Annotated in this window: 18 protein-coding genes; 8 read left to right on the top strand and 10 right to left on the bottom strand. The window is 39.7% G+C overall.

Annotated features, from left to right (window positions below):
• Positions 1-25: 25 nt before the first annotated feature.
• From ESB04_RS12145 to ESB04_RS12165, 5 genes are all read right to left on the bottom strand, one after another.
• Complete coding sequence (locus ESB04_RS12145) at positions 26-361, bottom strand: L-rhamnose mutarotase (RefSeq protein WP_129028024.1); 336 nt, start codon at positions 359-361, stop codon at positions 26-28.
• A 12-nt stretch (positions 362-373) separates the two neighbouring features.
• Positions 374-1189, bottom strand: coding sequence for a sugar phosphate isomerase/epimerase family protein (locus ESB04_RS12150; RefSeq protein ID WP_129028025.1), 816 nt, complete (start codon positions 1187-1189; stop codon positions 374-376).
• Between the two features lie 3 nt (positions 1190-1192).
• Positions 1193-2221: a zinc-binding alcohol dehydrogenase family protein gene (locus ESB04_RS12155; protein WP_129028026.1), complete on the bottom strand. Its 1029-nt coding sequence runs from the start codon at positions 2219-2221 to the stop codon at positions 1193-1195.
• 20 nt (positions 2222-2241) lie between these two features.
• Positions 2242-3186: an aldo/keto reductase gene (locus ESB04_RS12160; protein WP_129028027.1), complete on the bottom strand. Its 945-nt coding sequence runs from the start codon at positions 3184-3186 to the stop codon at positions 2242-2244.
• Positions 3187-3263: 77 nt separating this feature from the next.
• Complete coding sequence (locus tag ESB04_RS12165) at positions 3264-4445, bottom strand: AraC family transcriptional regulator (protein ID WP_129028028.1); 1182 nt, start codon at positions 4443-4445, stop codon at positions 3264-3266.
• Positions 4446-4946: 501 nt separating this feature from the next.
• Here ESB04_RS12165 and ESB04_RS12170 point away from each other — a divergent pair.
• Positions 4947-7598, top strand: coding sequence for a DUF7133 domain-containing protein (locus ESB04_RS12170; RefSeq protein ID WP_129028029.1), 2652 nt, complete (start codon positions 4947-4949; stop codon positions 7596-7598).
• Positions 7599-7670: 72 nt separating this feature from the next.
• On the opposite strand, the gene ESB04_RS12175 is transcribed toward ESB04_RS12170, so the two are convergent.
• Complete coding sequence (locus tag ESB04_RS12175; RefSeq protein WP_129028030.1) at positions 7671-8093, bottom strand: DUF6526 family protein; 423 nt, start codon at positions 8091-8093, stop codon at positions 7671-7673.
• Between the two features lie 260 nt (positions 8094-8353).
• On the opposite strand from ESB04_RS12175, the gene ESB04_RS12180 reads away from it, so the two are divergent.
• The 5 genes from ESB04_RS12180 to ESB04_RS12200 all read left to right on the top strand — a co-directional run bounded on the left by ESB04_RS12180 (position 8354) and on the right by ESB04_RS12200 (position 13505).
• The gene (locus ESB04_RS12180; RefSeq protein WP_129028031.1) at positions 8354-8980 is read left to right on the top strand and encodes an MgtC/SapB family protein; all 627 of its coding nucleotides are present in this window, start codon (positions 8354-8356) and stop codon (positions 8978-8980) included.
• 37 nt (positions 8981-9017) lie between these two features.
• Entirely contained in the window at positions 9018-10277 is a 1260-nt protein-coding gene (locus tag ESB04_RS12185) for a BaiN/RdsA family NAD(P)/FAD-dependent oxidoreductase (RefSeq protein WP_235832243.1), read from the top strand.
• A gap of 81 nt (positions 10278-10358) precedes the next feature.
• The gene (locus ESB04_RS12190; protein WP_129028032.1) at positions 10359-10862 is read left to right on the top strand and encodes a gluconate 2-dehydrogenase subunit 3 family protein; all 504 of its coding nucleotides are present in this window, start codon (positions 10359-10361) and stop codon (positions 10860-10862) included.
• 18 nt (positions 10863-10880) lie between these two features.
• Positions 10881-12599 carry a GMC oxidoreductase gene (locus ESB04_RS12195; protein WP_129028033.1) on the top strand — a complete coding sequence of 573 codons (1719 nt, stop codon included), beginning with the start codon at positions 10881-10883 and terminating at the stop codon, positions 12597-12599.
• Between the two features lie 27 nt (positions 12600-12626).
• Positions 12627-13505, top strand: coding sequence for an alpha/beta hydrolase (locus ESB04_RS12200; protein ID WP_164969662.1), 879 nt, complete (start codon positions 12627-12629; stop codon positions 13503-13505).
• Here the strand turns inward: ESB04_RS12200 and ESB04_RS12205 are convergent.
• On the bottom strand, positions 13502-15310 hold the full coding sequence (locus ESB04_RS12205) for a heparinase II/III domain-containing protein (protein ID WP_129028035.1): 1809 nt from the start codon (positions 15308-15310) through the stop codon (positions 13502-13504). The genes ESB04_RS12200 and ESB04_RS12205 overlap by 4 nt on opposite strands.
• Before the next feature lie 76 nt (positions 15311-15386).
• On the opposite strand from ESB04_RS12205, the gene ESB04_RS12210 reads away from it, so the two are divergent.
• On the top strand, positions 15387-16424 hold the full coding sequence (locus ESB04_RS12210; RefSeq protein WP_129028036.1) for a carboxypeptidase-like regulatory domain-containing protein: 1038 nt from the start codon (positions 15387-15389) through the stop codon (positions 16422-16424).
• A 46-nt stretch (positions 16425-16470) separates the two neighbouring features.
• Here ESB04_RS12210 and ESB04_RS12215 read toward each other — a convergent pair whose 3' ends face one another.
• The 3 genes from ESB04_RS12215 to ESB04_RS12225 are packed head-to-tail and all read right to left on the bottom strand — an operon-like array spanning position 16471 to position 22863.
• A complete protein-coding gene (locus ESB04_RS12215; protein WP_129028037.1) occupies positions 16471-17820 on the bottom strand; it encodes a PhoPQ-activated pathogenicity-related family protein in 1350 nt (449 codons plus the stop codon).
• A 28-nt stretch (positions 17821-17848) separates the two neighbouring features.
• Positions 17849-19486 (bottom strand): SusD/RagB family nutrient-binding outer membrane lipoprotein, encoded by a 1638-nt coding sequence (locus ESB04_RS12220; protein WP_129028038.1) that lies wholly within the window; start codon positions 19484-19486, stop codon positions 17849-17851.
• A 23-nt stretch (positions 19487-19509) separates the two neighbouring features.
• On the bottom strand, positions 19510-22863 hold the full coding sequence (locus ESB04_RS12225) for a SusC/RagA family TonB-linked outer membrane protein (protein ID WP_129028039.1): 3354 nt from the start codon (positions 22861-22863) through the stop codon (positions 19510-19512).
• A gap of 810 nt (positions 22864-23673) precedes the next feature.
• On the opposite strand from ESB04_RS12225, the gene ESB04_RS12230 reads away from it, so the two are divergent.
• A partial coding sequence (locus ESB04_RS12230; RefSeq protein ID WP_205749512.1) for a putative Ig domain-containing protein occupies positions 23674-25590 on the top strand: 1917 nt, incomplete at its 3' end.

The following is a 25590-nucleotide window of genomic DNA, read 5'->3' on the forward strand; positions in this document are numbered from 1 at the left end:
GCCTGAATCATATTCAGGCCTTATTTCATGATTTAAAAATACGCTCCATGAGCACCCATTTTTGTCCGGGTTTGGCCCAAGGTAAGGGCTTTTGAAATTTCCACATCAGCTCTTCCCATTCGGCTATTTTAGGGTTGGTCGCATCAAATGCAGCTTTTTTCTCAAAACTAAAATCATCATTAGCTTCTAAAATCATAAACATTCGATTGCCTGTTCTAAAAATTTCAATGTTGCTTATACCGGCATCAATATCATGTTGAGTCACTTGTGGCCAAGCACTTCCTGGAGCATGATACTGCTCATATTCCTGAATTAATTGGGGATCATCGATTAAATCTAAGGCTAAACAAAAACGCTGCATAGTAATTGGGATTTATGACTTGAAGTATTGTTGATATGACAAAATGGTTTGTTGGGCAGCCGCATATGGATCAGGCCAAGGGAATGCCTCCGCTGAAATGGCTCCTTGATATTGAATCTCCTTAAGTGCATGGGCTATCTCTTGCATGCTGGTATGCCCCAAACCAACGGGTCTACGGTTAGAGTCAGCCCAGTGTACATGACCTATCCAATGGGCATTTTCTCGAATACTTTGAGCAATATCTGTCTCCTCTATATTCATATGAAAAAGGTCTGCCAATAATTTAACATGCCTTGTTTCTAGACTATCTAAAAACTCACCTCCTGCACTCAAAGTATTGAACAAATTGGTTTCATATCGGTTCAATGGCTCATAGATGAGAGGAACGCCAGATTTTTCGGCATGTTTACCTAAGTGTTCTAGTGCGAATTGAAGATGAGACAAAGCCTCCTCTCTGGCATCGGGTAAGGCGTTGCCTTGCATGGATCCGATAATGGCATATGCACCAAAATAGGCACCAAAATCCATCATATCTTGAATAAAGCTTATGGCTTGATTCCGTATTTCTGGCCTAGAATCAGTCAAGGTTAAACCTTGAATGACTTTACCTGCACCACTTCCTACAGCAGCAAGCTTCATGGAATAGAGCTTCAATAGGTCCTCCAGATGATGTAAATCGATACTTTTGGCATCAGCTGTAAAAAGCTCAATGGCATCAAAGCCCAATGAAGCAGCTTGAGCCATACTTTTCTCTAAATCATTCCAAAAAATCCAAGGTCCTGTTTTAATTTGAGGAACCAAGGCGATAGTCACACATGAATGTATCATCCTTTAATCCCCAAAATTGACCATAATTTTAACAATCCCATGGGCATCTTCTGCCCAATCTGCCAGCGCTTGTCCAGCTTGATCTATATTGACCTCCCTACTAATTACTGCTTCTACAGGAAACTTGCCGGCCTCTAAATAAGAAATTACCTCAGGAAACTCATCGGTACAATTTCTGGAGCCTAAAATCTCTATTTCCTTCCTTACAAATACCCCCGTATTAAATTCCACGGGCTTTTTCGCATAACCAATACATACCACTCTCCCGGTATATGCCACGGCCTCCACGGCAGCACGATAGGTAATATGACTCCCCACTGCCTCAATGATCACATCGGGCCCATCCCCTTGGGTTATTCTTTGCAAAGCCTCCTGCATATCCTCCTTGCTGGAATTGATGGTATAGTTTACCCCTATTTGCTTGGCTATTTCCAGCTTGGTATCATCTAAATCAATAGCTATCACTTGAGCTCCTCGATGAACTGCTGAGGCCAATGCCCCCATACCCACAATGCCACAACCAATCACAGCCACCGTATCCTGCTGACTAACCCGTCCTCTAGCTACTGCATGAAAACCTACTGTTAATGGCTCCACCAAGGCAAGTTCACGTAAGGATAATGTATGGGAGATAAATACATCTTGCCATGGAATACTGATGTATCGGGTCATCGCACCTGGCCTCCGAACACCCATGGTTTTATTATCTTGACAGGCATTTCTGCGTCCCTTCCGACAAGAAACGCATTGACCACAATTTAAATAAGGATAGATAGTGACCTGTTGGCCTATTTGAAAATATTCAGGTACTCCCGCTGTCAATTCCTCAATGGTAGCCCCCACTTCATGACCCAAAATATTGGGATATTCCTGCAATTCAAATAGTCCCTTGAAGCCATTTAAATCTCCTCCACAAAAACCCACTCGACCAATCCTAAGTAAAAGTTCCCCGGGTGTTGGAATTGGTTTTTCAACCTCCCTGATTTCAGTTTGGCCTACTGCCGTTAAGAATAATGCTTTCATTTTATTCATTCATAAATACATAAATAGGTCTAATTCTTTCTTGGTATATTATTTTCCGGCATCCCTTCAAACCACATCTGGTTTTTGAAAGGAGCAATGACCGCTTCTAAATGACCGAGCAAGCCTTCTGGTATTACAAAGTCAACAGCCGCTACATTCTCCTGAATGGTCTTCATATCACACATGCCTACTATAGTTGTAGCTATATCTGGGTGATCCATGGCAAAACGCAGCGCCACATCACTGAGTCTAACTCCATATTCTTGACAAATTCCCAGAAGCTTGGGTTGTAGGGCCTTAACTTCTGCCGAAGCATTATGCCAAACGGGTAAGGTGGCATCTGATAAAATACGCTGCATCAAGGGAGCCGCGTTCATCAGTCCAAAGTCCAATTCTTTAGACAAGGGAACCAACTCCGCGTTAATTTCATCCTGAAGTAAATTATAATGTGCCCATGACAACACAGTGTCCACTTCTACCTCTCGGGCTATGGCTGCCAAATAATTGACCGGCAAACCCGTAATTCCCACAAACCTAGCTTTGCCAGATTTTTTCACTTCTTGAATGGCTGGTACCGCCTCGTTTAGTACTTGTTCTTTAGAACCAAATTCTATGTCATGCAATTGATACAAATCGACATAATCTGTTTGTAACCTTTTAAGTGAGTCATCTATGCTAGTAAGTATTTTTTTATAGGAAAAATCAAATGAGCGTAAATCATATCTACCGGCTTTGGTGGCCAAATACACTTCATGTCTTTTTCCTTTCAATGCCTTACCTAAGCGTGTTTCCGCCAAGGTGATTCCATAAAAGGGGGCTACATCTACAAAGTTCACCCCATGATCAATGGCATAATGCACAGCTGCAATCCCCTCATTTTCATCGCATTCATCAAATACATTTCCTAGAGGAGAAGCTCCAAAACCTAAAATAGATACTTCTAAATTTGTTTTTCCTAGACGACGGTAACGCATATTAAATTATAAATGATGAATTATAAATGATGAATATTGATTTAAATTATAAATGATAATTTATAATTCATAATTTATCATTTCTTAACATATTCCATGGGAGTGGTCCCCTCTTCCTCCTGGAAGGCACTGATGAACCGATACAAAGTACCAAAACCAGAAGCTTGTGCTATCACTTCCATTTCATCCTGACCTAAGGAAGATGTCTTTCGCTCTTCGAGAAGTTTTTTGGCATGCGCAATGCGCAACTGAGCTCTCAATTTGGTAAACTTGGACTTGATGATGTAGTTGAAACAATAATAAATGTGGTGTTTAGGAATGTCTAGCTTCAAGGCCAAAAAATCCACATTAAAATCCGGGTCAAGATACCATTGATGTTGGTGAATATTGTCCAAAATAAAAATGGCATCTTGCTGAAATGGATCTTCTGTTTTTCCCACAAAAGAATAGACATCACTAGCATCAACTTTGTGTTGAAAATTCCTTCTTTTGCCCTTTTTATGGATAGGTATACCATACAAAATAGGAGGAAATGCAAGAATTAATAAAGGAATGGTCAAGAAGAAAATACCAGTCAAATATCCTAATGGCGAGGAATTCACCATTTCTTTATTGACGATATCCGAGAAAATAAATAAAATAGCCCCTGTAAAATAGCTCAAGCAGGCTAATGACGATAAGGTGATTAGCCAAATCAACCAACGCATAATAAGCGTCTTCTGGGCAGATACGGGCGTATACTTATCCAGGCTACGTTTATATCTGAGAAATAAAGCCACGGTGGCAATTAAATAGATAAGGAAAAATAATGGCCTACCTAAGACATTGAAATAACTCGGATAAATAACCCCTTCATTCCATATTTTAAGCACTTCCGGATTATCAATAATCTTTCTCGCCACCTCCAATTTGTAAGACCAAGGCTTGAAGTAAAATGGAAATATGGACAAAAATGATATGACCGCTGGCATGAAATGCCAATAATCTCTTTGGGAAAGCTTGTTTCTATCTGTCAGGGTTCCTCGAACGTAAAAAAACAAGAAGGGACCAAACAAATAATAAGTAGGAGTAATGTGATAATTAAACACTGCCATTAGCTCTTCATCATCTCCCATGAAAGCGAAATAATGTAATAATCCTGACAAAGCAATTGCCACCAAAAAACCCGTTAAATAAATGGTATTCTTGTTTACTCGAAAGTTAAACACGGCCAAAACCAACGATATAATGAGTTTAAATGCGACTATGTAAATTAACATACTAATTCATTACATCGTGTTGGAAACTAATTTCGCTGGGATATAACTAACTCTAGCCCCGAGAGATAAGTCAGATGATTCTTCTGTCGCTCTTTGATTGAAAAAATCGGAGATATAGTAATTATAGAACAGCTAAACACTTAATTATAGAATGGTAATTACAAAGGTAATTTGATTTTTGATTTTGCCTAATAATTATCAAAAAAATTTGGCCAATCTAAAATTTGATAAGAGGTGATTTAGATGAATGGTGGATAAAATTATCTGGAAAAATCAGTTTACATCGGTCTATACTTGACGAATTACATATATAGAGGATCGTTCTAAACTCCCGAAAGATAAATGATTTTCTATTTTGACAATCAATAGTAAATTAATTAAGACCTGAGAATACACATAACCGAAAAATAAAAACCAATAAATCACCACAAGAAAACCCAAGTAATACGCAGAAAAATTTTAATTTGCTGACATATTAACCATTCCACCTACCTATTAATTATGCTAAAACTTTACTTTGGACTAATTTATTCCTTTTTAATCTTCTGGGTATTCCCTTGGAATCAAAATTTTTTTTCTACACACAAAGAATCATCCCTTATCCCGATAGACACCCTAGCCAATGCGTCTGCCTGGCCTGGCAAAGATATTGAAATCAGCAATTTTGCCTCTGCCGACTTGACGCCAAGTCCGGCCTGTCTAGCTGTGGCAGCGACTGGAGAAGTGTATGTAGGAATTGACCAAATTGGTTCTTTAGGTAAAACACCAGGCAAAGGGTATATACTAAAATTAACTGACAGCAATAACGATGGACGAGTGGACAAGCAAAGTAAGTTTGCCATGGTCGATAATCCTCGTGGAATTATTTCTTTGGGTGATAAACTATATGTTTTACATACCGTTTTTTCTCCAGAAACTAAAAAAGCCTCGGGCATGGACCTAGTGGTCTATGAGGATAAAAACAAAGACGGTGTGGCTGATGGCCCTTCTACACCTTTAATTCAACACATAAGTTCTCCCAAATTTTTACAAAGTCGAGGCACCGACCATGCTACTAATGGTATCAGAATGGGTATTGATGGCTGGATTTACATCGCTGCAGGCGACTTTGGTTTTCATAATGCCACTGACAGAAATGGCAAAAAAATCACCATGCTTGGGGGTGGAATCGTGCGAGTGCGTCCAGATGGTACAGAAATGGAGGTTTACACCCATGGTACCAGAAATATTTACGATGTGGCCATAGACCCTTACATGAACATTTTTACTCGTGATAATACAAATGACGGAGGAGGTTGGAATATCCGATTCAGCCATCATATTCAATCGGGAGAATATGGATATCCTTTGTTATTTAAGCACTTTACAGAAGAGATACTACCTGCCTTAGTGGATGTGGGTGGAGGTTCTGGAACCGGATCATTATTCATGGATGAACCTACTTGGCCAGCTAAATATAATCAGGTTCCTATGATGGCAGACTGGGGTAATAGCCAGTTATATATCCACCGCGTAACACCTGACGGTGCTAGTTATACGCAAAAAGATGAAACATTCATTAAATTAAAGCAAATCACCGACTTAGATGTGGATGGTTCAGGTCGTTTGTACCTTGCCGCTTGGGATGGTGCTGGTTACTCTGGTAGCCCGAACAAAGGATTTGTGGTTAGAGCAGTTCCGAAAGGTTGGACATATCAAGCATTCCCTGAACTTAGTACCTTGTCGACGGATGACTTGGGAAAACTATTGCAGTCCAATAGCGCGGTAACTCGATTGAACGCACAACAAGAATTATTAAACAGAGATCCAAAAGTAGTGGCTTCTTTGGCTTGGAAAATCGCTGCCAACAAAAAAGCTCCATTATATGCCCGCTCGGCAGGAATATTTACATTCGCTCAAGCTACCAATGAACAAGGCATATTACAATTAACCCAATTGTTGACTGACAAGGATGTGAAGGAATTGGCCATTCGTGCTTTGGCAGATAGAACAACCAAAAACAAATTGGTTCCGGTTCAGCCAATCATAGCTGCTTTGAAGGATCCATCCCCTCGGGTTCGGGTAAGTGCTGCTATTGCCTTGGGTAGATTAGGCAAAAAAGAAGCAATTCCTGCCCTTTTACAAGTTAAAGTTCCTACTTCATTCGCAGCCCCTCCTAAAAATCAGGAAGGTCCTCATGCAACTCCAAATTCGGCAATCATTCCTGCCCATATTGCCGTACAATCATTAGTTAAATTAAATGCCCTGAATGCCTGCCTTTCTGCCATCAATGGCCCTAATTCAAGCATTGCTCTATGGGCTTTGCGTTACATGCACCATCCCAATGCAGTAAAAGGATTAATTCAAGCTTACAAGAAATCCAACAATCCTGTATTAAAAAAGGAAATTTTAGCGAATCTTGCCCGCATTTATAAAAAAGAAGCTGATTACGAAGGAGAATATTGGTGGAGCACCAAACCTGACGGCCATGGCCCATATTACAAGCATGTGGTCTGGGAATCAAGTCCAGTCATCAAAGAATTTCTACTGACTGAATTCCGAAAAACTCCAGATTCAGAGAAATCATATTTCATGGATTTGAATGAAAAGAATCAAATGGAAATAGCTGAGTTGGGGACATCGGCTAATCCGTCCATCAAAGAAGAACCAAAGGTTGATTTAGCTTCCATTAGAAATAAAAAGGGTCAAATTGGAAATTCCTCCATCGAAGACATCATGCTGGCCATGGCTCAAATCAAAGGAAATGCTGCCAAAGGTAAAGCCCTATTTACCCAGCAGGGATGTGTAGTTTGCCATAGCCTTAGCAGCGGAGAGCCCTTGAAAGGCCCATTTATGGGACAGATTGGAGCCATTATGAGTCGGGAGCAAATTGCTGAGTCCATTTTAAAACCGAATGCTTCTATCTCACAAGGATTTGTGACTGTCTTAGTGACCACCAAGGATAAAAAAGAATACATGGGCTTTGTCACTGCAGAGTCTCCTGAGCGAATTGTCATGCGGGATATCACTGGACAAATCACCAGCATACGTACGGCAGATATCCGATCAAGAAAGGAACTAGAAACATCCATGATGCCTGATGGACTGACGAATGCACTCTCTTATGAGGAGTTTGCCTCACTCATCACTTTCCTATCTGAGCAAAAAAAGTAATATACAAAATGGTCAATTAAAGAACTGCACTCAAAAGTTGTCTAAACTTTAGGTGCAGTTCACTTTTTTAAATTAAACTCGCATAAAATCCCCTTGCCAATCACGGATAGTTCTCTTGATTTCTTTGGGACTTAAATTCTTATTAATGGCTTGATCTATCAGAGGTAACAATTCAGCATCACTGGCAAATCGTAAAGCTACAATTTGATTGATACTTAATAAATTTTCCTTCTCAGTAAAAGGCACTTGTGTCAATTGATAAAAACGCAGCCGCATTTCAAGTCTAATAATTCGATCTTGATTTTTGTTTGCATATATTCGAGTGACGAATGAAATTAATATAAACAAAATACCCACTAGCATGTAGAGCCAATTATCCACTGGATTCTCCAAGGTCAGTTCAATCGTCCACAAAAACAAGAAAAAAGAAAGGGGAATAATTATAAAATGATGTAGCCGATAGTACCGAATGTGGTTTTCATAGTCCTGGTGCATTGTACAAATATTTATGTGTGAAGGAGTAGATAACAAAGAATACAGTTCCCCAATTTTATCAAAATGATTATATAATACAAATACCATTAAATAAATTGTTTAAAAAAGAGAACATATGTGCAGAATATTGATCAATTAGAATAATTCCAAGCATTGACACAGGTAAAATTTGTTTAAACAGGTAAAACATATTCTATTTTACTAGACCTTATTCCAACAAATTGAACTAAATTTCGTTCCATAAAAAATCCCAAATCAACATGTACATTGATCTAGAAAGAATTCTCCTTTCCATCTTAATTGGTGCCATAATTGGCTTAGAAAGGGAATATCGATCTAAATCCGCTGGCTTAAGAACCATGATTTTGGTTTGTGTAGGCTCTTGTATCTTTACCTTGATGTCCATTAAAATTGGAATTGATAGCCAAGACCGCATCGCAGCTAATGTACTGACAGGCATCGGCTTTTTGGGTGCAGGAGTGATTTTCAGGGAAAAAGATCGGGTAACCGGTATTACCACGGCTACCACCATTTGGGTAGTTTCTGCCTTAGGAATGACCATTGGTGCCGGCTATGAATTATTAGCTTGCTTTATCTCCGCCATCGTGATAATCGTTTTAAGCGCCTTCATTTTGGTGCAAAACTTTATCAGTAAACTCAATCACGTGCGTGTATATACGTTGAAATTTCAATATTCAGATTCATTGGATTACCAACAGGTAGAACAACAGTTTAAAAAGCTTAAAATGAAAGTGCTTTATTCACAGAAAATCAAATCGGGGACCGATTGCACCTTTAATTTAACAGCACAAGGCTCGGAAAAATCTCATCATTTGATTGCTGCACAATTAATCAAAAATGAGCGTATCACTCATTTGGAATTTTAACCTAAATCAACTGTGATCTGCAGAATTTATCAGAAGCTTGGAAAATAAAGACATATCGAAGGGAATCCGAATAAGTGTGATAGGAGGAGGAGCGGCGGGGTTTTTCGCTGCCCTTTCGGCCAAAAAACACCATCCCGAAGCCGAGGTTAGCATCTACGAAAAGACAACACATTTTTTATCCAAGGTAAAAATATCTGGTGGCGGACGCTGCAATGTGTGTCATGATGAACCGAACCACAGAATATTAGCCGAACGGTATCCCAGGGGAGAAAAATTCCTTAAAAAAGCATTTGAACAATTTGATGCAGCCGATACCATGCGCTGGTTTCAAGAGAGGAATGTAGCACTTAAAATATACCCTGATGGATGTGTTTTTCCCTTGTCAAATAGCTCCCAAAGCATCATCGATTGTTTTCTAAGGGAAGCCCAACAATTGGAAATAGCTTGTCATCTCCAAGAAAGTATTCAATCTATGGAAATAGATGCACATGGATTATTTCATCTTCAAACCACTCAAAAAACACTAATTTGTGAGCGAGTGATCGTCACCACGGGAGGTCAACCCAAAATAACGGGGCTTCAATGGTTGGCCAATATGGGACACCACATCATTCCTCCGGTTCCTTCCTTGTTTACCTTCAATATGCCCAACGAACCCATCAAAAATCTGATGGGATTAGTAGTGGAAAAGGCAAATGTCCGAATTGAAGGTCACAAATTAACAGGCAAGGGCCCGTTGCTCATTACCCACTGGGGTATGTCTGGCCCCGCCATCTTACAGCTATCTGCTTGGGGGGCTCGGATTTTAGCTGACATGAACTATGAGTTTGCCATTTTAGTCAATTGGTTGGATGACACAAAAGAATCTCAACTAAGAGACATGCTGGAGCAAACTAGAAAAAATCATGGAGGCAAGATGCTAAGTAATTTTAGCCCCTTCCCAATCCCCTCTCGACTTTGGAGCTATTTATTAGAAAAGAATCATATCTCGAGCACCGTTCGCTGGAATGAACTAAATCTAAAGCATATCAATAAATTACTGAATACCTTGTTGAACGATCGATACCAAGTAAAAGGTAAAACGACTTTCAAGGAAGAATTTGTTACCGCAGGGGGGGTTGACCTAGCTGAAATAGAGGTTCAGCGTATGGAAAGCAAAAAAATACCTGGCTTATTTTTTGCTGGCGAAATCATGGACATAGATGGAATCACCGGTGGATTTAACTTTCAGGCAGCATGGACTACTGGATTTATTGCTGGAAAATATGCCGGTCTAAAAGCCGACAAATCAGGTTGACAATTGACCAATATTTGAATATTTTTACCCCTGCATAAAAAATTCTAGTTCTAGAATTTACTTTACTCTAGCTATTGAAATATGAATAGAAGAAGCGCCTTAAAAAATCTGAGTTTGGTGTTAGGAACTACCGCCATACCTGATTGGGCTTACCAATGGAATCAACAATCGATACCCACTTATCAAGGTCCTAATACCGAATTATTAGGAGACATCGTCAATGCCATCATTCCAGAAACCGATAGCCCAGGAGCAAAAAGCATTGGAGCACACTTATACATTGAACGAATGGTCAAAGATTGTATGGGTATAGAAGAGCAACAAGCTTTTCAAAAAGGTATTCAACAAATCAATGTTTTGGCTAAAAAGAACTTCCAAAAAGATTTTGGAAAATTAGCTACAAAGGATCAGTTGAGCATTTTGACAGGATTACAAAACTCAACCGTTGCTGAGGATAGTCAATTCTTCAAACGCCTCAAAGGTCTGACCTTAGCCTCCTACTTGAGTTCAGAATATTTCTTAACCAAGCACAGAAATTATACCATGGCTCCGGGATTTTTCCATGGTTGTGTACCTGTTCAATAACCCCTTGATCATTCGAATATGTCAAATTTTAATATAGATTCTAAAAAACAAAGAACCTTTGATGCCATAGTAGTTGGATCAGGAATTAGTGGTGGCTGGGCAGCCAAAGAACTGTGCGACAATGGATTGAAAACTCTTGTGCTGGAACGTGGCCGAGACGTTAAACATATTGTAGACTATCCTACTACTTTAAAAGAACCTTGGGAATTTGATCATTTAGGCCAATTGACCAAGGAAATGAAAGATGCCAATCCCATTGCAACTAAATGCTATGCCTTTAATGAGGATTCTTCCCACTTTTTCGTAAAAGATAAGGAGCACCCATACATTCAAGAAAAACCTTTTGATTGGATTAGAGGATATCAGGTAGGAGGTAAATCCCTACTTTGGGCTCGTGGTACACAACGGTGGTCCAAATACGATTTCGAAGGACCAGCGAGAGACGGGTTCGACAATCACTGGCCTATCACTTACCAAGATTTAGCCCCTTGGTATAGCCATGTAGAAATCTTTGCTGGAATCAGTGGAAACAAAGACGGCTTAGAGCAATTACCCGATGGTGAATTTTTACGTCCTCACGAGCAATCTTGTGTAGAAAAACATTTTTCTGCCGAGATGAAAAAGCATTATAAAGGAACTCGTCCGGTGATTATTGGTAGATGTGCGCACCTAACTGACCCACAGCCAATCCATTTCCAACAAGGAAGAGCCCAGTGTCAGCAGCGTGATTTATGCCAAAGAGGATGTCCGTACGGTGGTTATTTCTCTAGTAATTCCTCTACCCTACCTTGGGCAGAAAAAACGGGCAACTTAACCTTGAGGCCTAACTCAGTGGTTCATTCCATCATTTATGACGAGAAATCGGGCAAAGCATCTGGGGTTAAGGTTATCGATACAAAAACCAAAGAAGAGATTCTCTATTATGCCAAGATCATCTTCTTAAACGCTGCTACCATCAATACCAACCTTATCTTACTCAATTCCAAGTCAAGCCGCTTCCCTAACGGACTAGGAAATGACAATGGATTGATGGGGCATTACATACATTTCCATAACTTCCACACGGGCATGACCGCCGAATACGAAGGTATGTTAGAAAGTAAAACGGAGGGGATTCGTCCTAATGGAAGTTATATACCACGTTTCCGTAATGTTTTCAAACAAGAAACGGATTTCCTACGTGGTTATGCCGCAGGGTTCAGTGCCCGAAGACCCATTATCACCAATCAAGAAGGCATTGGTCAGGAATTGAAAGATAATTTATTCCAAAAGAAATACGGCAATTGGATTGTTGGTTCCCACTTTATGGGAGAAACTATTCCGAAACATTCCAATTATGTCAAGCTTGACTCCACACGTAAGGACGACTGGGGCGTTCCTTTAGCACGATTAAGTGTTGATTTTGATGATAATGACCGTAAAATGGAAAAAGACTACGAGACTCAGATGACAGAAATGCTGACCTTGGCTGGTTTCAAAAACATCAAAGCACATCCGAAAAAGACTTGGAATCCTGGTTTGGATATCCATGAAATGGGTGGTGTTATCATGGGAAATGACCCTAAAACTTCCCAATTGAATAAGTGGAATCAATTACATCACTGTAAAAATGTCTTTGTGACAGACGGTGCCTGTATGACTTCCAATTCTACACAAAACCCATCTTTAACCTACATGGCTTTGACTGCTCGTGCAGCTAATTATGCGGTTTCTGAGCTCAAGAAAAAGAATCTTTAATTCCGATCCATGCTATCCAGTATACCTATGAAAAAGAACCACATAAGGATTTTGTTTTACTTGATAGCATGGGTGTTTTTCACCAGCTCTCCTTCCTTTGGAAATACAGGACTTGATTCCGCTTCCTACAAATCTATACTGAATTTGTCTTATGGAAATGCCGCGGAAGAAAGAAATTTGCTAGATATATTTTTACCCAATAAACCTCATCCTCAAACGAGGATGCTCGTTTTTATTCATGGGGGATATTGGACAAAAGGGAGTAAAAATCAATTACCCAAAGCACTGATTCAGCTATTGGCAGGTAAAAAAGGCTATGCAATTGCCTCCGTCAATTACCGTCTCGTTAAAAATGATCAGAATAGGTATCCGGTTCAACTGGAGGATTTGACCCAAGCGCTGCAATTTTTAAATCAGAAAGCGGATAGCCTAGGTTATATAAAAGGAGAATTTGGACTGCTGGGAGCTAGTGCAGGGGCCTATTTGGCCTTGATGTATGCTTACACGGCTGACCCTAAAAAGGAAATCAAAACGGTGATTGACATTGTGGGCCCGACCGATTTTACTGATCCGCTGGTTCGAGGAAAAAATGAAGAGGCCGATCGCACCATTACTAATTTCCTTGGTGTGGCAGACCCTAATGCCCCACTGGCACGTGAAGCTAGCCCCTTGTATCGTGTAACAACGAAATCGGCTGTTCCTACCATTATTTTTCATGGGGAAAATGACGAGGTGGTACACGTGCAACAAGCCAAAAATCTATACGACAAATTAAATCAATTGGGAGCCAAAACCCAGCTGGAACTTTATCCGAATGAAACCCATGAAATGAAGAAGAGCTTATTTAGTGTCTTTTTAAAATTGGGAGCCTGGTTAGATCAAGTTTATCCTAGCACAGCGAATTAAAATTCTGGTTCTAAAGTCACTTGGTATTGAATTTTCTGGCCAGCTTTGGTGGAAAGTTTAAAACCAACAAAACGAGTTCCTGGATTGGGGGCATCATAGTCATGGCCAGGCACCGTTGACCAAGTAATCCACTCTGCTTTGACCCCTTTCAAACTTAACTTAAGCCTTTTTCCATCTTGGCTTAAAATAGCTTTCCCATTCGCCCCTGCTTGGAATTCGGCAGGAGTCACCATGGTCCATATCAATTCCCCATCTTTTTCTACAAATGTTAGCAGGTCCTTAATTTCAACTTTTCGTTGATTCAGCAAAGACACTTGTCGCTGTACCGACTGAGCCTGATCTGGGTATAAACTACTTATATCCATGCCATATGCTATTTTTCGGTTAGAGACTAGCAAAGGTTTAATTTCTGCTTTTCCCTTCACTGCCTGAGCTTGTTGATTTAATGTCAAGGTATTATGTGACTTATTATGATATCTAAAGACATCCCATCTTTGAGCATTTTGTTCTTTTCCCCAGATGGCTACACCCTTTGATTCCAAGGACTCGTAATCTTGCATGCCAAAATCCATGGACCAACGTTTCCCCAAGGCATCCATCACAAATGAACCCACGTCCATGTGGCCATGATTCACCGAAGGAGAACCACCTTTCAAGCCCACATAAATAGTTTGGGAATCAGTCCATGAACTCCGCATCATCGCCACAGGGTTGGGACCTGCCCCTACATAAGTTAATTCCTTAGGTTTTACAGGCTGCAAATTGCGGATTCCCTTTCCCCAAATCATCACCAAAGGTAGGAGTCGGTCCGAAACTAAATTTTTTGATTGAACCAAAGTTTGAATTTCAGTGAACAACAAACTTGGATTCTTCGTTTTATCTGCAAACCAAAACATAGCTGGATGAAACCCTATCCCATCGCCAGAATCTGAATAGTTGAAATTCTTACCCGAAGGGCCCGTCATGTGTAATAAGTATTTGGCACTATCATAAAAGCCAGGTGATCGATTTAATCCAAAATCAGATCCATAGACCTTTTCAATGGCATCATTGTACAAGACTTGAAATGAAGTACCATAACCCCAATATGCATAGCCCTCAGGATAGGCCCCATCAGGGCCATAATCCTTCATCGGTAAGACGATGGATTGTTGGGCTCTTTGAATTAATTCCTGTGCTTTCTGTGGATAATCCTCTTGAATAGCCAAAATCCCAAGACTGATTCCAGCATTACACACTTGATTCCAATTATGGCTGGCTTTTAACCAGGAAGTATAACGAGCATCATAGGAAGGTGTTATACCCTTGTCCATGATGGCCTGTTGAATAATTTGCTTAGATGAGCTCGAAAGTACATCAAACAGCCAATCATAACCTATGGCCACTGCGCTGGTCATTTCAGCCACATCCAAAAAATGGGAAGGGTTCCAATCAGTAAATTGACAAACTTGAATAAGCTCTTTTTCTGCTCTTTGGGCATACTTCAATTCATGGGTCATTCGGTAAGCATAAGACCAAAACAAGGTTCTGCGAAGCATTTCACGCGAAACACCCAACAAACGTCTACCAATTTGTTTCCTGACTAAGGGCTCTTTTACAAGCATTGCCTCCGCCTCACCAAGTATTTTTTTATGTAAACTTGCCCACAAAGTATCTCGTTGAATGTTTTGCTGAATGACCACTTCCTCTCCTCTCATAAACAATAAGCGAGGATGCTGTCTAGCTGAAGGGATTAATTGTTTGAAATCCTGTGCCAAAGCAAAAGATGCCCACAAGAAAAAACAAAGAAGAAGTATTTTTTTCATCAGCTAATATAGGTTTTGTGATCTCCAACAAGTTAGTAATTTTGAATTAGAAGCGATACATATCCCTAGCAAATACATGCAGCCCAAACTTTCTTTGTTAACCTTATTATACTGCATCATCTGTTATGGACAAGCAATAGCTCAAAATAGTTTTAACTTGTCGGGCAAAATTGCCGACAAACAGAAAAATGAAGCGGTTTCTTTCGCACATATTTACTTAAATGGCACTTCATTTGGCACTCAGGCAGATGAAAATGGGCATTTTACGCTTAACAATATCCCCGCTGGAAATTACTTATTACTTATCTCCATGGTAGGATATCTACCCCTTTCTACCCAAATTTCTGTGCAACAAAACCAGAAAAACCTACATTACGAATTGGTGGAGGATGTGAAGAATTTGGTAGAAATAAAGGTTCAGGGGCAACGTGACAAGGTCTGGGAAAAGCAAATCAGGCAGTTTGAAAATGAATATTTAGGAAGGAATATAGATCGAGATTTAGTGAAAATTCTGAATCGGCAGGTGATTAATTTCGAATACGATCCCAGTACAAAAACCCTAAAGGCGGAATCTAAAGAACCTTTACTGATTGAAAATAGGGAGTTGGGCTTTTTATACCATGGATTTTTAGTGGGTTTTGAAAAATCTCCCAGACAATTAAACTTTAAATCCAGTGGTTATTTTGAGGAGCTCAATCCCAGTTCTACCAAAGAAAAAAAACATTGGGAAAAGAATAGGCAATATGCTTTTCAAGGCTCACTGAGACACTTTCTCCAATCTTTGATTCAACAAAATTTGTCTAGTGAGGGATTTTATGTGACTTATAACAAAGAAAATAGACTCAGCAATCCACCGCCATTCAAATTGGAAGAGGTACTGTACACAACCAACAAACCTAATCTTTATGCCATCATATTAAAAAGAATGATACAAGTGGATTATGATTCTCCTAGACAATCCTCTAAGCTAAAACCCATGTCGGAGACTATTTTAATAGAAAGTAATGGAACTCTATTGGATCCCTATTCTCTTGAAGTCTTTGGTAAAATGTCGGAATCTAGAATGGGGCAAGAGCTCCCATTAGATTATGTATATGAATCCAAAAGAAAATAAAAAAACACCCGACAGAAACTATCGGGTGTTTTTGCAAGAAATCAAATTACAATACTTTATCCGTATCGGTAGTGAAAATACGTGTACTGATGGTATAGCTTCCTCCATTTGGATCTTTGTATTTTAAATCCATATAAAAGGCCTGGTAACCTTTTTTTACATAAGGTATAACATACTTCACGGTATTTCCTTCTGGCTTCACCCGTCGAGTCAACCATAGATTATTTCTGAAATCACGGTCAGAGGAAGTAGTTCCCCAGATGGCAGCATCTTCCAAACCTTCCGCATAGGCATTCACCGTTAATTCGAAACCATCTTTGCCTTTCACCACATTCCATGTTGGAACTGGTATCTCTTTATTTTGAAGAGATAAACCAAAGAATGCGCTTAATGCCTCAATAGCTTGCTTGCCTCCAGCTAAATCATGACCAGCATTGGGCACATAATGAATCAAGTTTTTACCAGGAATTTGGTCAAAATAATGCTTGATAGCATCTGCGGTCCAATATGGGTCATTGGTACCAATAAAGATGATTTTAGGCACACTCATATGGGCACGATAGGAATATGGGTCAATCATGGAGGTAATAGCCTTACCTATTGGAGTTCCTGTCCCTTGGGGAATACCCAGTTTCACATAGTCCTCAATCTGATCACTATATTCACCATAAGTATCTTTTTGGTAGTTCAAGGTAGCAGGCATATTCAACATATCAATTACCATAGGTCCAATGGCCTTCACCCTCTTATCGCCAATCGCACTGGATAACCAAGTAGTCCAGCCACGCTTCGATGCTCCAGAAATTACAAAATCCTTGATTTGAATATTGGACTTTTTGCTAGCAAATTCCTGAATGGCATCCATTCCACGGACAGCAGATTTTACCATCGGGAATAATAATGGCCAAGTCATATCTCCCGTCTCTCGGTATTGATGTAGGGTATAGGAGATTAATTCATCTTCCGTTTTTCCTCCATATAACGGTTGATTGGGAACTTGTTTAATGAGAGCCACCACGGCATTGTTTTTGGCTGCTACCATGGACAAATAAGTCCACATTCTATCCTCTTTGCTCCAATTAGGTTGTTCATCCTTATTACTACCCCCCGTAATGAAAAGCATGGCTCCCTCATACTTTACTTTGGCAGGAATGATGATAGTCAATTGATGCTTCCAAGTAATATTTTGCCACTTTTGTGAGGTTAAAAGTACATTATATCCTTTAGAAGTACCCAAAGAAACTGAATCTTTCAGTTCCCAATGGTAAGATTTATCCCCATTAGCCATATAGCTTTTTAAGGCAGTTTCTGGAGTTACCTTTTGAGCAAAGCCTGGAAATGCCAATAAACAATAAGCACTGAATAGAAGAAAAAAAGATGTTACGCGTTGATACATGGTTTAGTTTTTAAATGTTAACAATGATTTACCAAGGCTTTCCTGTTCCTTGAGCTACCCATGGCTTCGACCATGGACTATTTTTGCCATCTGCCTCTGAATAAGTGGTAGTTTCCAAGCGACCCATCGCCGTTTCAGTATTTACTTTATTCAAGTTTCTCTCGTCAAGCATGTAGTAAAAACGAACAGGCAATACCTTACGAATGGCAGCAGGGCCAGCAGTTAATACTGGGAAGCCGGTTCTGCGGTAATCAAACCAAGCCTCCTGAGCAGCAGTCCAGCTAGAAATCCATTTTTGTTCGATGATTTGACTTAAAGTTCCATCAAATGCCACCCCTGGGTTGGCAATATAAGTAGCATAGGTTCCACCCACCCCCCAAGTATCCAAGGAAGCTTTAACTCCCGCCTCATAATGAGCCTTTGCGGTTCCAGCCACAGCCCAGCCCTTCAAGGCTGCCTCAGCTAAAATGAAACGCACTTCAGCGGCAGACATCATCCTAGACTTCAACAAAGGACCCTTAGCTTGGCGATAAATATCGTTTAACCAAGATACGTGTGGGTTATTGGCACCTTGTTCGGCCGTCGGACTCAAATTGTAGGATGCACCACCAATGATTCCCGTAGGTAAGCCTACGTATTCGGGATGGGTATTTACTTCTTTACCAGCCACTTTATCCAGCGACAAATATCGTTTTCCACCTTCAATCTTGTCTGTACCTTTTGGCAAATTAGGATCTACTACCAAAGGAATTTGCACTTTATTTGCCCAAACTCCAATTCTTGGATCTTTTAAATCCAATAATTTATTAACGAAAGTCGCCGCCATTTTGATACGTCTGTAATTGGAAGCACTAGCATCATAAACCGCATTCGCCGGCCAAGAGTCACTATCGCTATTTCCTGCAAATGGCATAGCAGCATCATCAGCAATAGCCGTGATAATAGGATATTGTGTAGCATTCGCCATTAATTTTTCGATACCAGCTTTAGCTACATCAGGTTTCTTGGATGAAATGCGCATGTAGTATCTCAATGCCAAAGAATTTGCCAACTTTCTCCATTTACTGGCATTGCCCTGGTAAATCACATCAGCATTACCTGGAGTACTTGGATAAGAAGCTTTTGACAATAGATTATTGGCGGTTTCTAAATCGGCCAAAATTCCCGTATATATTGTTTCCTGGGTATCATAGGCCGGGAAAGTATTGCTAGCTCCACCCTCAGCTCCTTTCAAAGCAGCAGTGTATGGTGCATCTCCCCACAGATCCGTAATTAAACCAAACATCATGCACTTGGTAACTAGCGCGATTCCTTGGTGCAATTCTAAATTCAAGGCCACCGAACGGTTGTACACATATTGGTTATTTCGTAGGATATCATAGTAAGAAGCCCAAGACTGGCTTCCTCCCCATTCATAAGTATTATGCCCACCTGACCATCCATCCTTCTGGGTGTGTTGCATCACTCCAGCGATATCTTGATAGCCTAGGTTCACAAATGCCTTGCCAGTCTCTGTCAAGACAGTCGACATCACCAAATTAGGATTAGCCGTTTCTGGATTGATGCCATTCGGATTTTGATTTAGCACGGTTAAATCCTTGCAGGAATAGAAACTTCCCGAAAGAACTAAAACCAATGCCCATATTTTATATGATGTATTTTTCATGATCTTTTGCTGTCTAAATTCCATTAAAAAGTTAAACCTAATTTGAAACCAACAGGAATAACCCAAGGGGTTACATTATAACGCTCAATTCCTTGCTTGAATTGAGAGCCACCTCCCTGAACGCTAGCTTCTTGCTGGAAGGCAGTTTCAGGATCTATGTTAATTTTCGCTTTTGTCCAAAGGATGATATTTCGACTGTACACAGAGAAATTAGCATTTTGAACGCCTATTTTCTTCAACCATTGCTGAGGCAAATCAATACCAAGGGAAATCTCTCTCAACTTCACATAATCAGCATCATACAAGAAAGCACGAGTAAAAGACCAAGCCGTTGAACCTGCAAAAGGTAAGGTGGTGGTACCTGTGTTTCCTAAGTTCTCAATATATCCAGTAGGATTACCCGAAGTATCATAGCCGGTGGCTATTACCCCTGGAATAAATACCCCACCATGAGGGAAATTATACGGGCCATACTTGAATCCATAAGGTCCATATTCTGGGGTAGGGCCTCCCACCAACGGGAAATAATTGCCCGTAATCTTGATTAAACGCTCCTGATTTGCTACCAAATAGTTTTTCAGGGCATCACCAGACAATCCATTTGGATTGATTAATTTATCAAGGAACAACTGGGAACGACCATTTTCCTCTCCATAGCGGTAAGTCTGAGAAACAAACTGTCCTCCACTTCTCCAGTCAAATGACATATTTAAGCTCAAGCGTTTATAGCTAATGGAGGTTTGCATACCCAAGATAAAATCTGGATTAAAGTTTCCTATCTTATTACGGGTATTGATGGCATCGATGGACTGCCATTTACCTGTCTTATCCAAAATTGGATATCCATAATAAGGAGAAGCTTTATCTTTTACAGTGACAATTTGCGCATCATAAATATCACCAATCTCCTCTCCTACGTAAGTCCATGCACCTCCCTTAGCATCTTGCCACAAGGTATAGTAAGGTAAATCATCTGATAATTCTACGATGCGAGTTCTGTTGCGTGTCCAGTTCAAGTTCACATCCCAATTCCAATTACTGGATTTAACTGGAGTAAAGCCCATGGTTAATTCCACGCCTTTGCTCACCAATAAACCTGCATTTACATTTTTCAAGGAATACCCAGAGGAAGGGGGCAACTTGGTACTTAAGATCTGGTTTCTATTTTCAACTTGGTAGTAAGTTCCAGAAAAACGTAGTCGATTACGGTACAAACTCAAATCAAAACCCGTTTCATAGGAGGTAACAATTTCAGGTTTCAAATCAGAAATCAATAATGTACTTGGAGTACTTAATCGAGGAATTCCATCCCAAGTTCCTGCATTACCCAAGGTTCCCAATAATTGATAAGGATTGGCATCATTACCCACTTGTGCTACACCACCACGAAATTTAAATAAATCCACTTGGTTTGGCATGTTGAACATTTCATTTAATAAAACACTCAAGGAGGCAGAAGGATAGAAATAGGAACGATTCGCCGCTGGCAGAGTACTTGACCAGTCGTTACGGGCAGTTACATCCAGGAATACCATGTCTTTGTAACCAATATTGGCCAAACCATATCCACTATAAATGGCTCTTTGGAACCAAGTACTATAATAATCTAAGTTCGCTGGGGCAATATTTTGCACATTAAATGCACCTGGAACGATTAAACCTGTACCACTTTTACTTGCATTGGTGATATTAGATCCACGCTGATAACGAGCATTGCCTCCAATGGAGAAGGATAAACTGAAATCGCTCACATCCTTTTTGTAGGTAGCTAAGAAATCCGCATTACTTTCAAAATTGCCCAAATTTATATTTCCATAGGCGCCACGCGGGTCATTGGTATAACTATTGGCTATCTTCATTTCTCGCTGCTCCGTATAGGTATCTAAGGCATACCTACCCATCAAGCTAAATTCAGGACTGATTTGGTAGTCCAAACGTATATTTCCAAATAAACGATCTCTTACAAAACCATTATTCACTTCATAAGCTAGGAAATAGGGGTTATTATACACCGTATTATATTGGGTACGTTGTTGCAAACCCTCTTGCCCTGGCATCCAATAATTCTTTAATTCTAAGATATCAATATGAGGAGAGACATTGTATGCCCATTCCAATGGGTTGGTACCACGGTTACCTGCAGGGCGATTATTGGAAGAAGATCGACTGATATCCAAGTTATTACTCAGCGTCAATTTCTTGTTGACCTTGATGGAAGTATTCAGATTTAAGGTATTTCTAAACAAATCAGAATTAGGAATGATACCTCTATTCTGCATATTGGAAAAAGACAAACGATAATTAAACTGATCGTTACTATTGGCAATGGAAATACCGTTTGTAGTAGTAATACCTGTTTGAACAAATTTGGCCACATTGTCCTTATGAGAGATTAATGGTGTAGCTATTTTCTTGCCATTCGCATCTAGGGGGCTGTTCCACTGCACTTCCGAATAGCCCTTATCTAATTCAGCACCATAGGTAGCACCTACCTCTTCCTGAATTAATTTACCAAAGGCATTGGAAAGTGGATTTCCTGTTATAGAGGCAGGAATGGCAGAAAACTGGCCTGGGCCAAATTTAGTTTGCCATTTGAGGTATTTATAAGGATTATCAAAAACCGTATTAGAAGTGATGTTCACCGTCAATTTACGAGACTTCGCCCCTGACTTGGTCGTAATTAAAACCACGCCATTACCTGCACGTGAACCATATAAGGCTGCGGCACTAGGACCTTTTAAGACAGAGACATTTTCAATATCCTCAGGATTTAAACCTGATATGGAGTTACCAAAATCAGCGCGGTTGTCATTTCCAACTTGACTAATATTATTTAATGTATTGGCGATAGGCACACCGTCAATGACAAATAATGGTTGGTTGTCTGAACTCAATGAATTAGCTCCACGTATAACCATACTGACTGAGGAGCCAGTACCTCCTGTAGAACTAATAGTTACACCCGCCATCTTTCCGGCCATGGCATTCAATACGTTCTCTTGAGCTACCCGATTCATCTCTTTGCCATCTACTTTGGCAACAGAATAACCTAAGGATTTTTCTTCTCTGCGTATACCCAATGCCGTTACAACTACTTCATTAAGCATGGAGGTTCCAGGGTTTAAGGAAATATCCAATTTCTTTTGAGTACCTACTCTTACTTCAGTAGGTTCAAACCCGACAGATGAGAATACCAAAACTGTGTTGGGACCAGATACTTCAATGGAGTAGTTTCCGGATTCATTGGAACTAGTTCCGCGAGAAGTTCCTTTGATGCTGACATTGGCACCTGGAATACCGGAACCATCTTGTTTGGAGCTGATTTTTCCAGTAACAATTGTTGTTTGCGCCCAAAGAACGGGACTAACAAGCAACATGAAGCACAAGGAAAATAACCACCTCCTCAATGTTAGTTGAGTGAAGTTTACTTTCAAGTTAAGATAAATAGGTTTAAGTTTAGAATTAAATAGAACTCTGCGCAATATAGGAATTATTCTAAATCTTCAAATTAAAATTCTATAAAATTGGCATTAAATTAGGATGAATGGCAAAATGAATCTTGTCCATTTTAGGCTAATCAGATTAAGTCAAAATTTTAAATAAAAATTAACGATTTAAAAATTACTTGACAAAGTAAATTTCACAAAAACTTAAAAATCAGCACTTTACTGTCAAATAAATAACCTTGTAAAGATTTATTTAAAATACAATAAATCTAACAATTAGTTAATTTTACTTGTCTTTACGAATGAACTTGAAAGTACACATTTTTAAATAATTACTAAAAAACAGAAATCAGATGGTGACTCACATAAGTTTTGCCATAGCTTAAATAGGCTTATATTTTTTGTCCTATATTTCAAACAAAGAACATAATTACTATACTGACATTTTAAAATGGCAACATAGTTTGTGAGTTTTGCATGGAAGAAATCCCAAAACGGAATTCTTTTGATTAAAATCGGGTTACTCCCTGTTCTAAATTTATATTAATTCAAAGGCTTATCTCCTCTATTTTTATAGTCAGACTAAGCCTGTTCTTATTCATTTAGCCTTCAGGCGTACTTCTATTTTTATTTCAGAAAAATTCCCACTGGTTATTATTCCATGTGTGAGCACATGCTCAAGGTTTTCTTTGTGTTAACCTCACTATTTTTTTAACCAAATAGTTCTAAAAATTTTATTTTATGCAAAAAAGCTACCCCTTTTTTAAAGAATCTAAAAAGAAGTCTTTTTTTCCTAGACTGCTCTTGTTAGTAACTTTATTTTTCTCTATGGCAGCTACACCTGCGCTTGCAGGTTATGTATCAGTATCCTTCAACGAAGGTTTTATTGGTGACCAAAACGGAAATAATAAAGCTCAAAATGCTGTTGCAGTTTCTACCACAGGAATCACTCGATTTTCTTTTGCTCAAAACTCAACAGGCTCAACCTTTCAGTTGCAAGGAAATGATTTACCAGGTTTTGTTACTTTTTACGACAAAAACAATGTTTATCATTCCATTCCTGGTTTAATGAACTGGCGTGAAACCAGTGGTAGTACCATCAGAACAATGGTATTTTTACCGAATCCTGGTACTTCAGAAACGGTTACTCTAAATTCCGGAAGTTACACCATAAACGACACCAAAGCTATTGGTTTGACCTTCAATGGCCAAATCCTAAATATGTCGGGTGGAATTATAACGGGAAATGCAGCTACTGTTTCTTCGATGTTGACAGATTTAAATGCGTATTTAAATTCCCAACCCAAATTAAACATTACTGCAACCTTAAGTGTCACAGAAAATCCAAGTGGTACAAATGCCGTCGCAACGGTTACCTTAAGCTCCGCAGCTACAGTTACCACCTTAGTAGATTACTCTACTTCAGGAGGAACAGCCACAAACGGCTCTGACTATACCAATACGAGTGGAACCTTAACATTTGCTGTTGGTGAATCGTCTAAGACCATTACAGTACCTATTCTTGACGATTTAATCGGTGAAAATACAGAAACATTCAATATTGTCATTGCTAATGCCACGAATGCGGCTATCGTCACTAATACTACAGTAGTTTCCATTTTAGACAATGATGCGGCACCAAGTGGCCTAACATATAATACGCCGAATGTATATTATGTTGGCACTACAATAAGTTCACTTGATCCAACAGTCAATGGATCAGTAGTTTCCTATGCATTAACAGGAACACTACCTGCTGGTTTATCTTTTGATACCTCAACAGGTAAAATAACGGGCACGCCAACTGCGGCTGCTACAACTGCTAGTTTCACCGTAACGGCAACTAACAATGTAGGTAGTACAACTTCCAATACTTTTACTATTGAAGTTCGAATTGCCCCTCCTAGTTCTCTGACATATAATACTCCAAATTCTTACACCGTTAACATAGCTATTAATTCGCTTGATCCTTCCGTGACTGGAACTGTTACATCCTATGCTTTAACAGGAACTCTTCCTACTGGATTAACTTTTAATACTTCAACAGGTAAGATTACGGGTACGCCAACGGTTGTTACTGCAACAACAAGTTTTACGGTAACGGCAACTAACTCATCTGGAAGTACTACATCCAACACATTCACCATTACAGTAAGTGAAATTGTAGACTCAGATGGTGATGGCGTTTCCGATTCACAAGAGGCCATAGATGGCACTAATCCAAACGACGGCTGTTCATATAAGCCAGCGAGCCAGATTTTTGCTAATACATCTACAGCATGGAGAAATACGGACTGCGATGGAGATGGCACCAACAACGGAACCGATTCAGAACCTTTAAATTATTGCGTGGGTGGTGCTGGTGGAAACCCTCCTAGCTTAGGAACTTCAGCTTATACTATTTTTGGATCCAATGACTGTGATGGTGATGGTATCTTAAATAGTGTAGAATGTGCTTGGGGTGGCCCAAGCTGTCAGGACTATGACTCTGATGGAATTCCAAACTTCCAGGATCCAGATTCAGATAACGATGGTATCCCAGATAGCATAGAAAAAAATATTGACACAGACGGCGACGGAATTCCAAACTATTTAGACTTAGATTCAGATAACGATGGTATTTTGGATAGCACAGAAAAAGCGACTGACCGTGATGGT

Origin of the sequence: Aquirufa rosea, assembly GCF_004118285.1 — a bacterium.
Lineage (GTDB): Bacteria > Bacteroidota > Bacteroidia > Cytophagales > Spirosomataceae > Aquirufa > Aquirufa rosea.

Excerpts from the sequence above, each read along its gene's own strand:
- ESB04_RS12145 (WP_129028024.1), bottom strand. The coding sequence starts at position 361 with ATGCAGCGTTTTTGTTTAGCCTTAGATTTAATCGATGATCCCCAATTA.
- ESB04_RS12150 (WP_129028025.1), bottom strand. The coding sequence starts at position 1,189 with ATGATACATTCATGTGTGACTATCGCCTTGGTTCCTCAAATTAAAACA.
- ESB04_RS12155 (WP_129028026.1), bottom strand. The coding sequence starts at position 2,221 with ATGAATAAAATGAAAGCATTATTCTTAACGGCAGTAGGCCAAACTGAA.
- ESB04_RS12160 (WP_129028027.1), bottom strand. The coding sequence starts at position 3,186 with ATGCGTTACCGTCGTCTAGGAAAAACAAATTTAGAAGTATCTATTTTA.
- ESB04_RS12165 (WP_129028028.1), bottom strand. The coding sequence starts at position 4,445 with ATGTTAATTTACATAGTCGCATTTAAACTCATTATATCGTTGGTTTTG.
- ESB04_RS12170 (WP_129028029.1), top strand. The coding sequence starts at position 4,947 with ATGCTAAAACTTTACTTTGGACTAATTTATTCCTTTTTAATCTTCTGG.
- ESB04_RS12175 (WP_129028030.1), bottom strand. The coding sequence starts at position 8,093 with ATGCACCAGGACTATGAAAACCACATTCGGTACTATCGGCTACATCAT.
- ESB04_RS12180 (WP_129028031.1), top strand. The coding sequence starts at position 8,354 with ATGTACATTGATCTAGAAAGAATTCTCCTTTCCATCTTAATTGGTGCC.
- ESB04_RS12190 (WP_129028032.1), top strand. The coding sequence starts at position 10,359 with ATGAATAGAAGAAGCGCCTTAAAAAATCTGAGTTTGGTGTTAGGAACT.
- ESB04_RS12195 (WP_129028033.1), top strand. The coding sequence starts at position 10,881 with ATGTCAAATTTTAATATAGATTCTAAAAAACAAAGAACCTTTGATGCC.
- ESB04_RS12200 (WP_164969662.1), top strand. The coding sequence starts at position 12,627 with ATGAAAAAGAACCACATAAGGATTTTGTTTTACTTGATAGCATGGGTG.
- ESB04_RS12205 (WP_129028035.1), bottom strand. The coding sequence starts at position 15,310 with ATGAAAAAAATACTTCTTCTTTGTTTTTTCTTGTGGGCATCTTTTGCT.
- ESB04_RS12210 (WP_129028036.1), top strand. The coding sequence starts at position 15,387 with ATGCAGCCCAAACTTTCTTTGTTAACCTTATTATACTGCATCATCTGT.
- ESB04_RS12215 (WP_129028037.1), bottom strand. The coding sequence starts at position 17,820 with ATGTATCAACGCGTAACATCTTTTTTTCTTCTATTCAGTGCTTATTGT.
- ESB04_RS12220 (WP_129028038.1), bottom strand. The coding sequence starts at position 19,486 with ATGAAAAATACATCATATAAAATATGGGCATTGGTTTTAGTTCTTTCG.
- ESB04_RS12225 (WP_129028039.1), bottom strand. The coding sequence starts at position 22,863 with ATGTTGCTTGTTAGTCCCGTTCTTTGGGCGCAAACAACAATTGTTACT.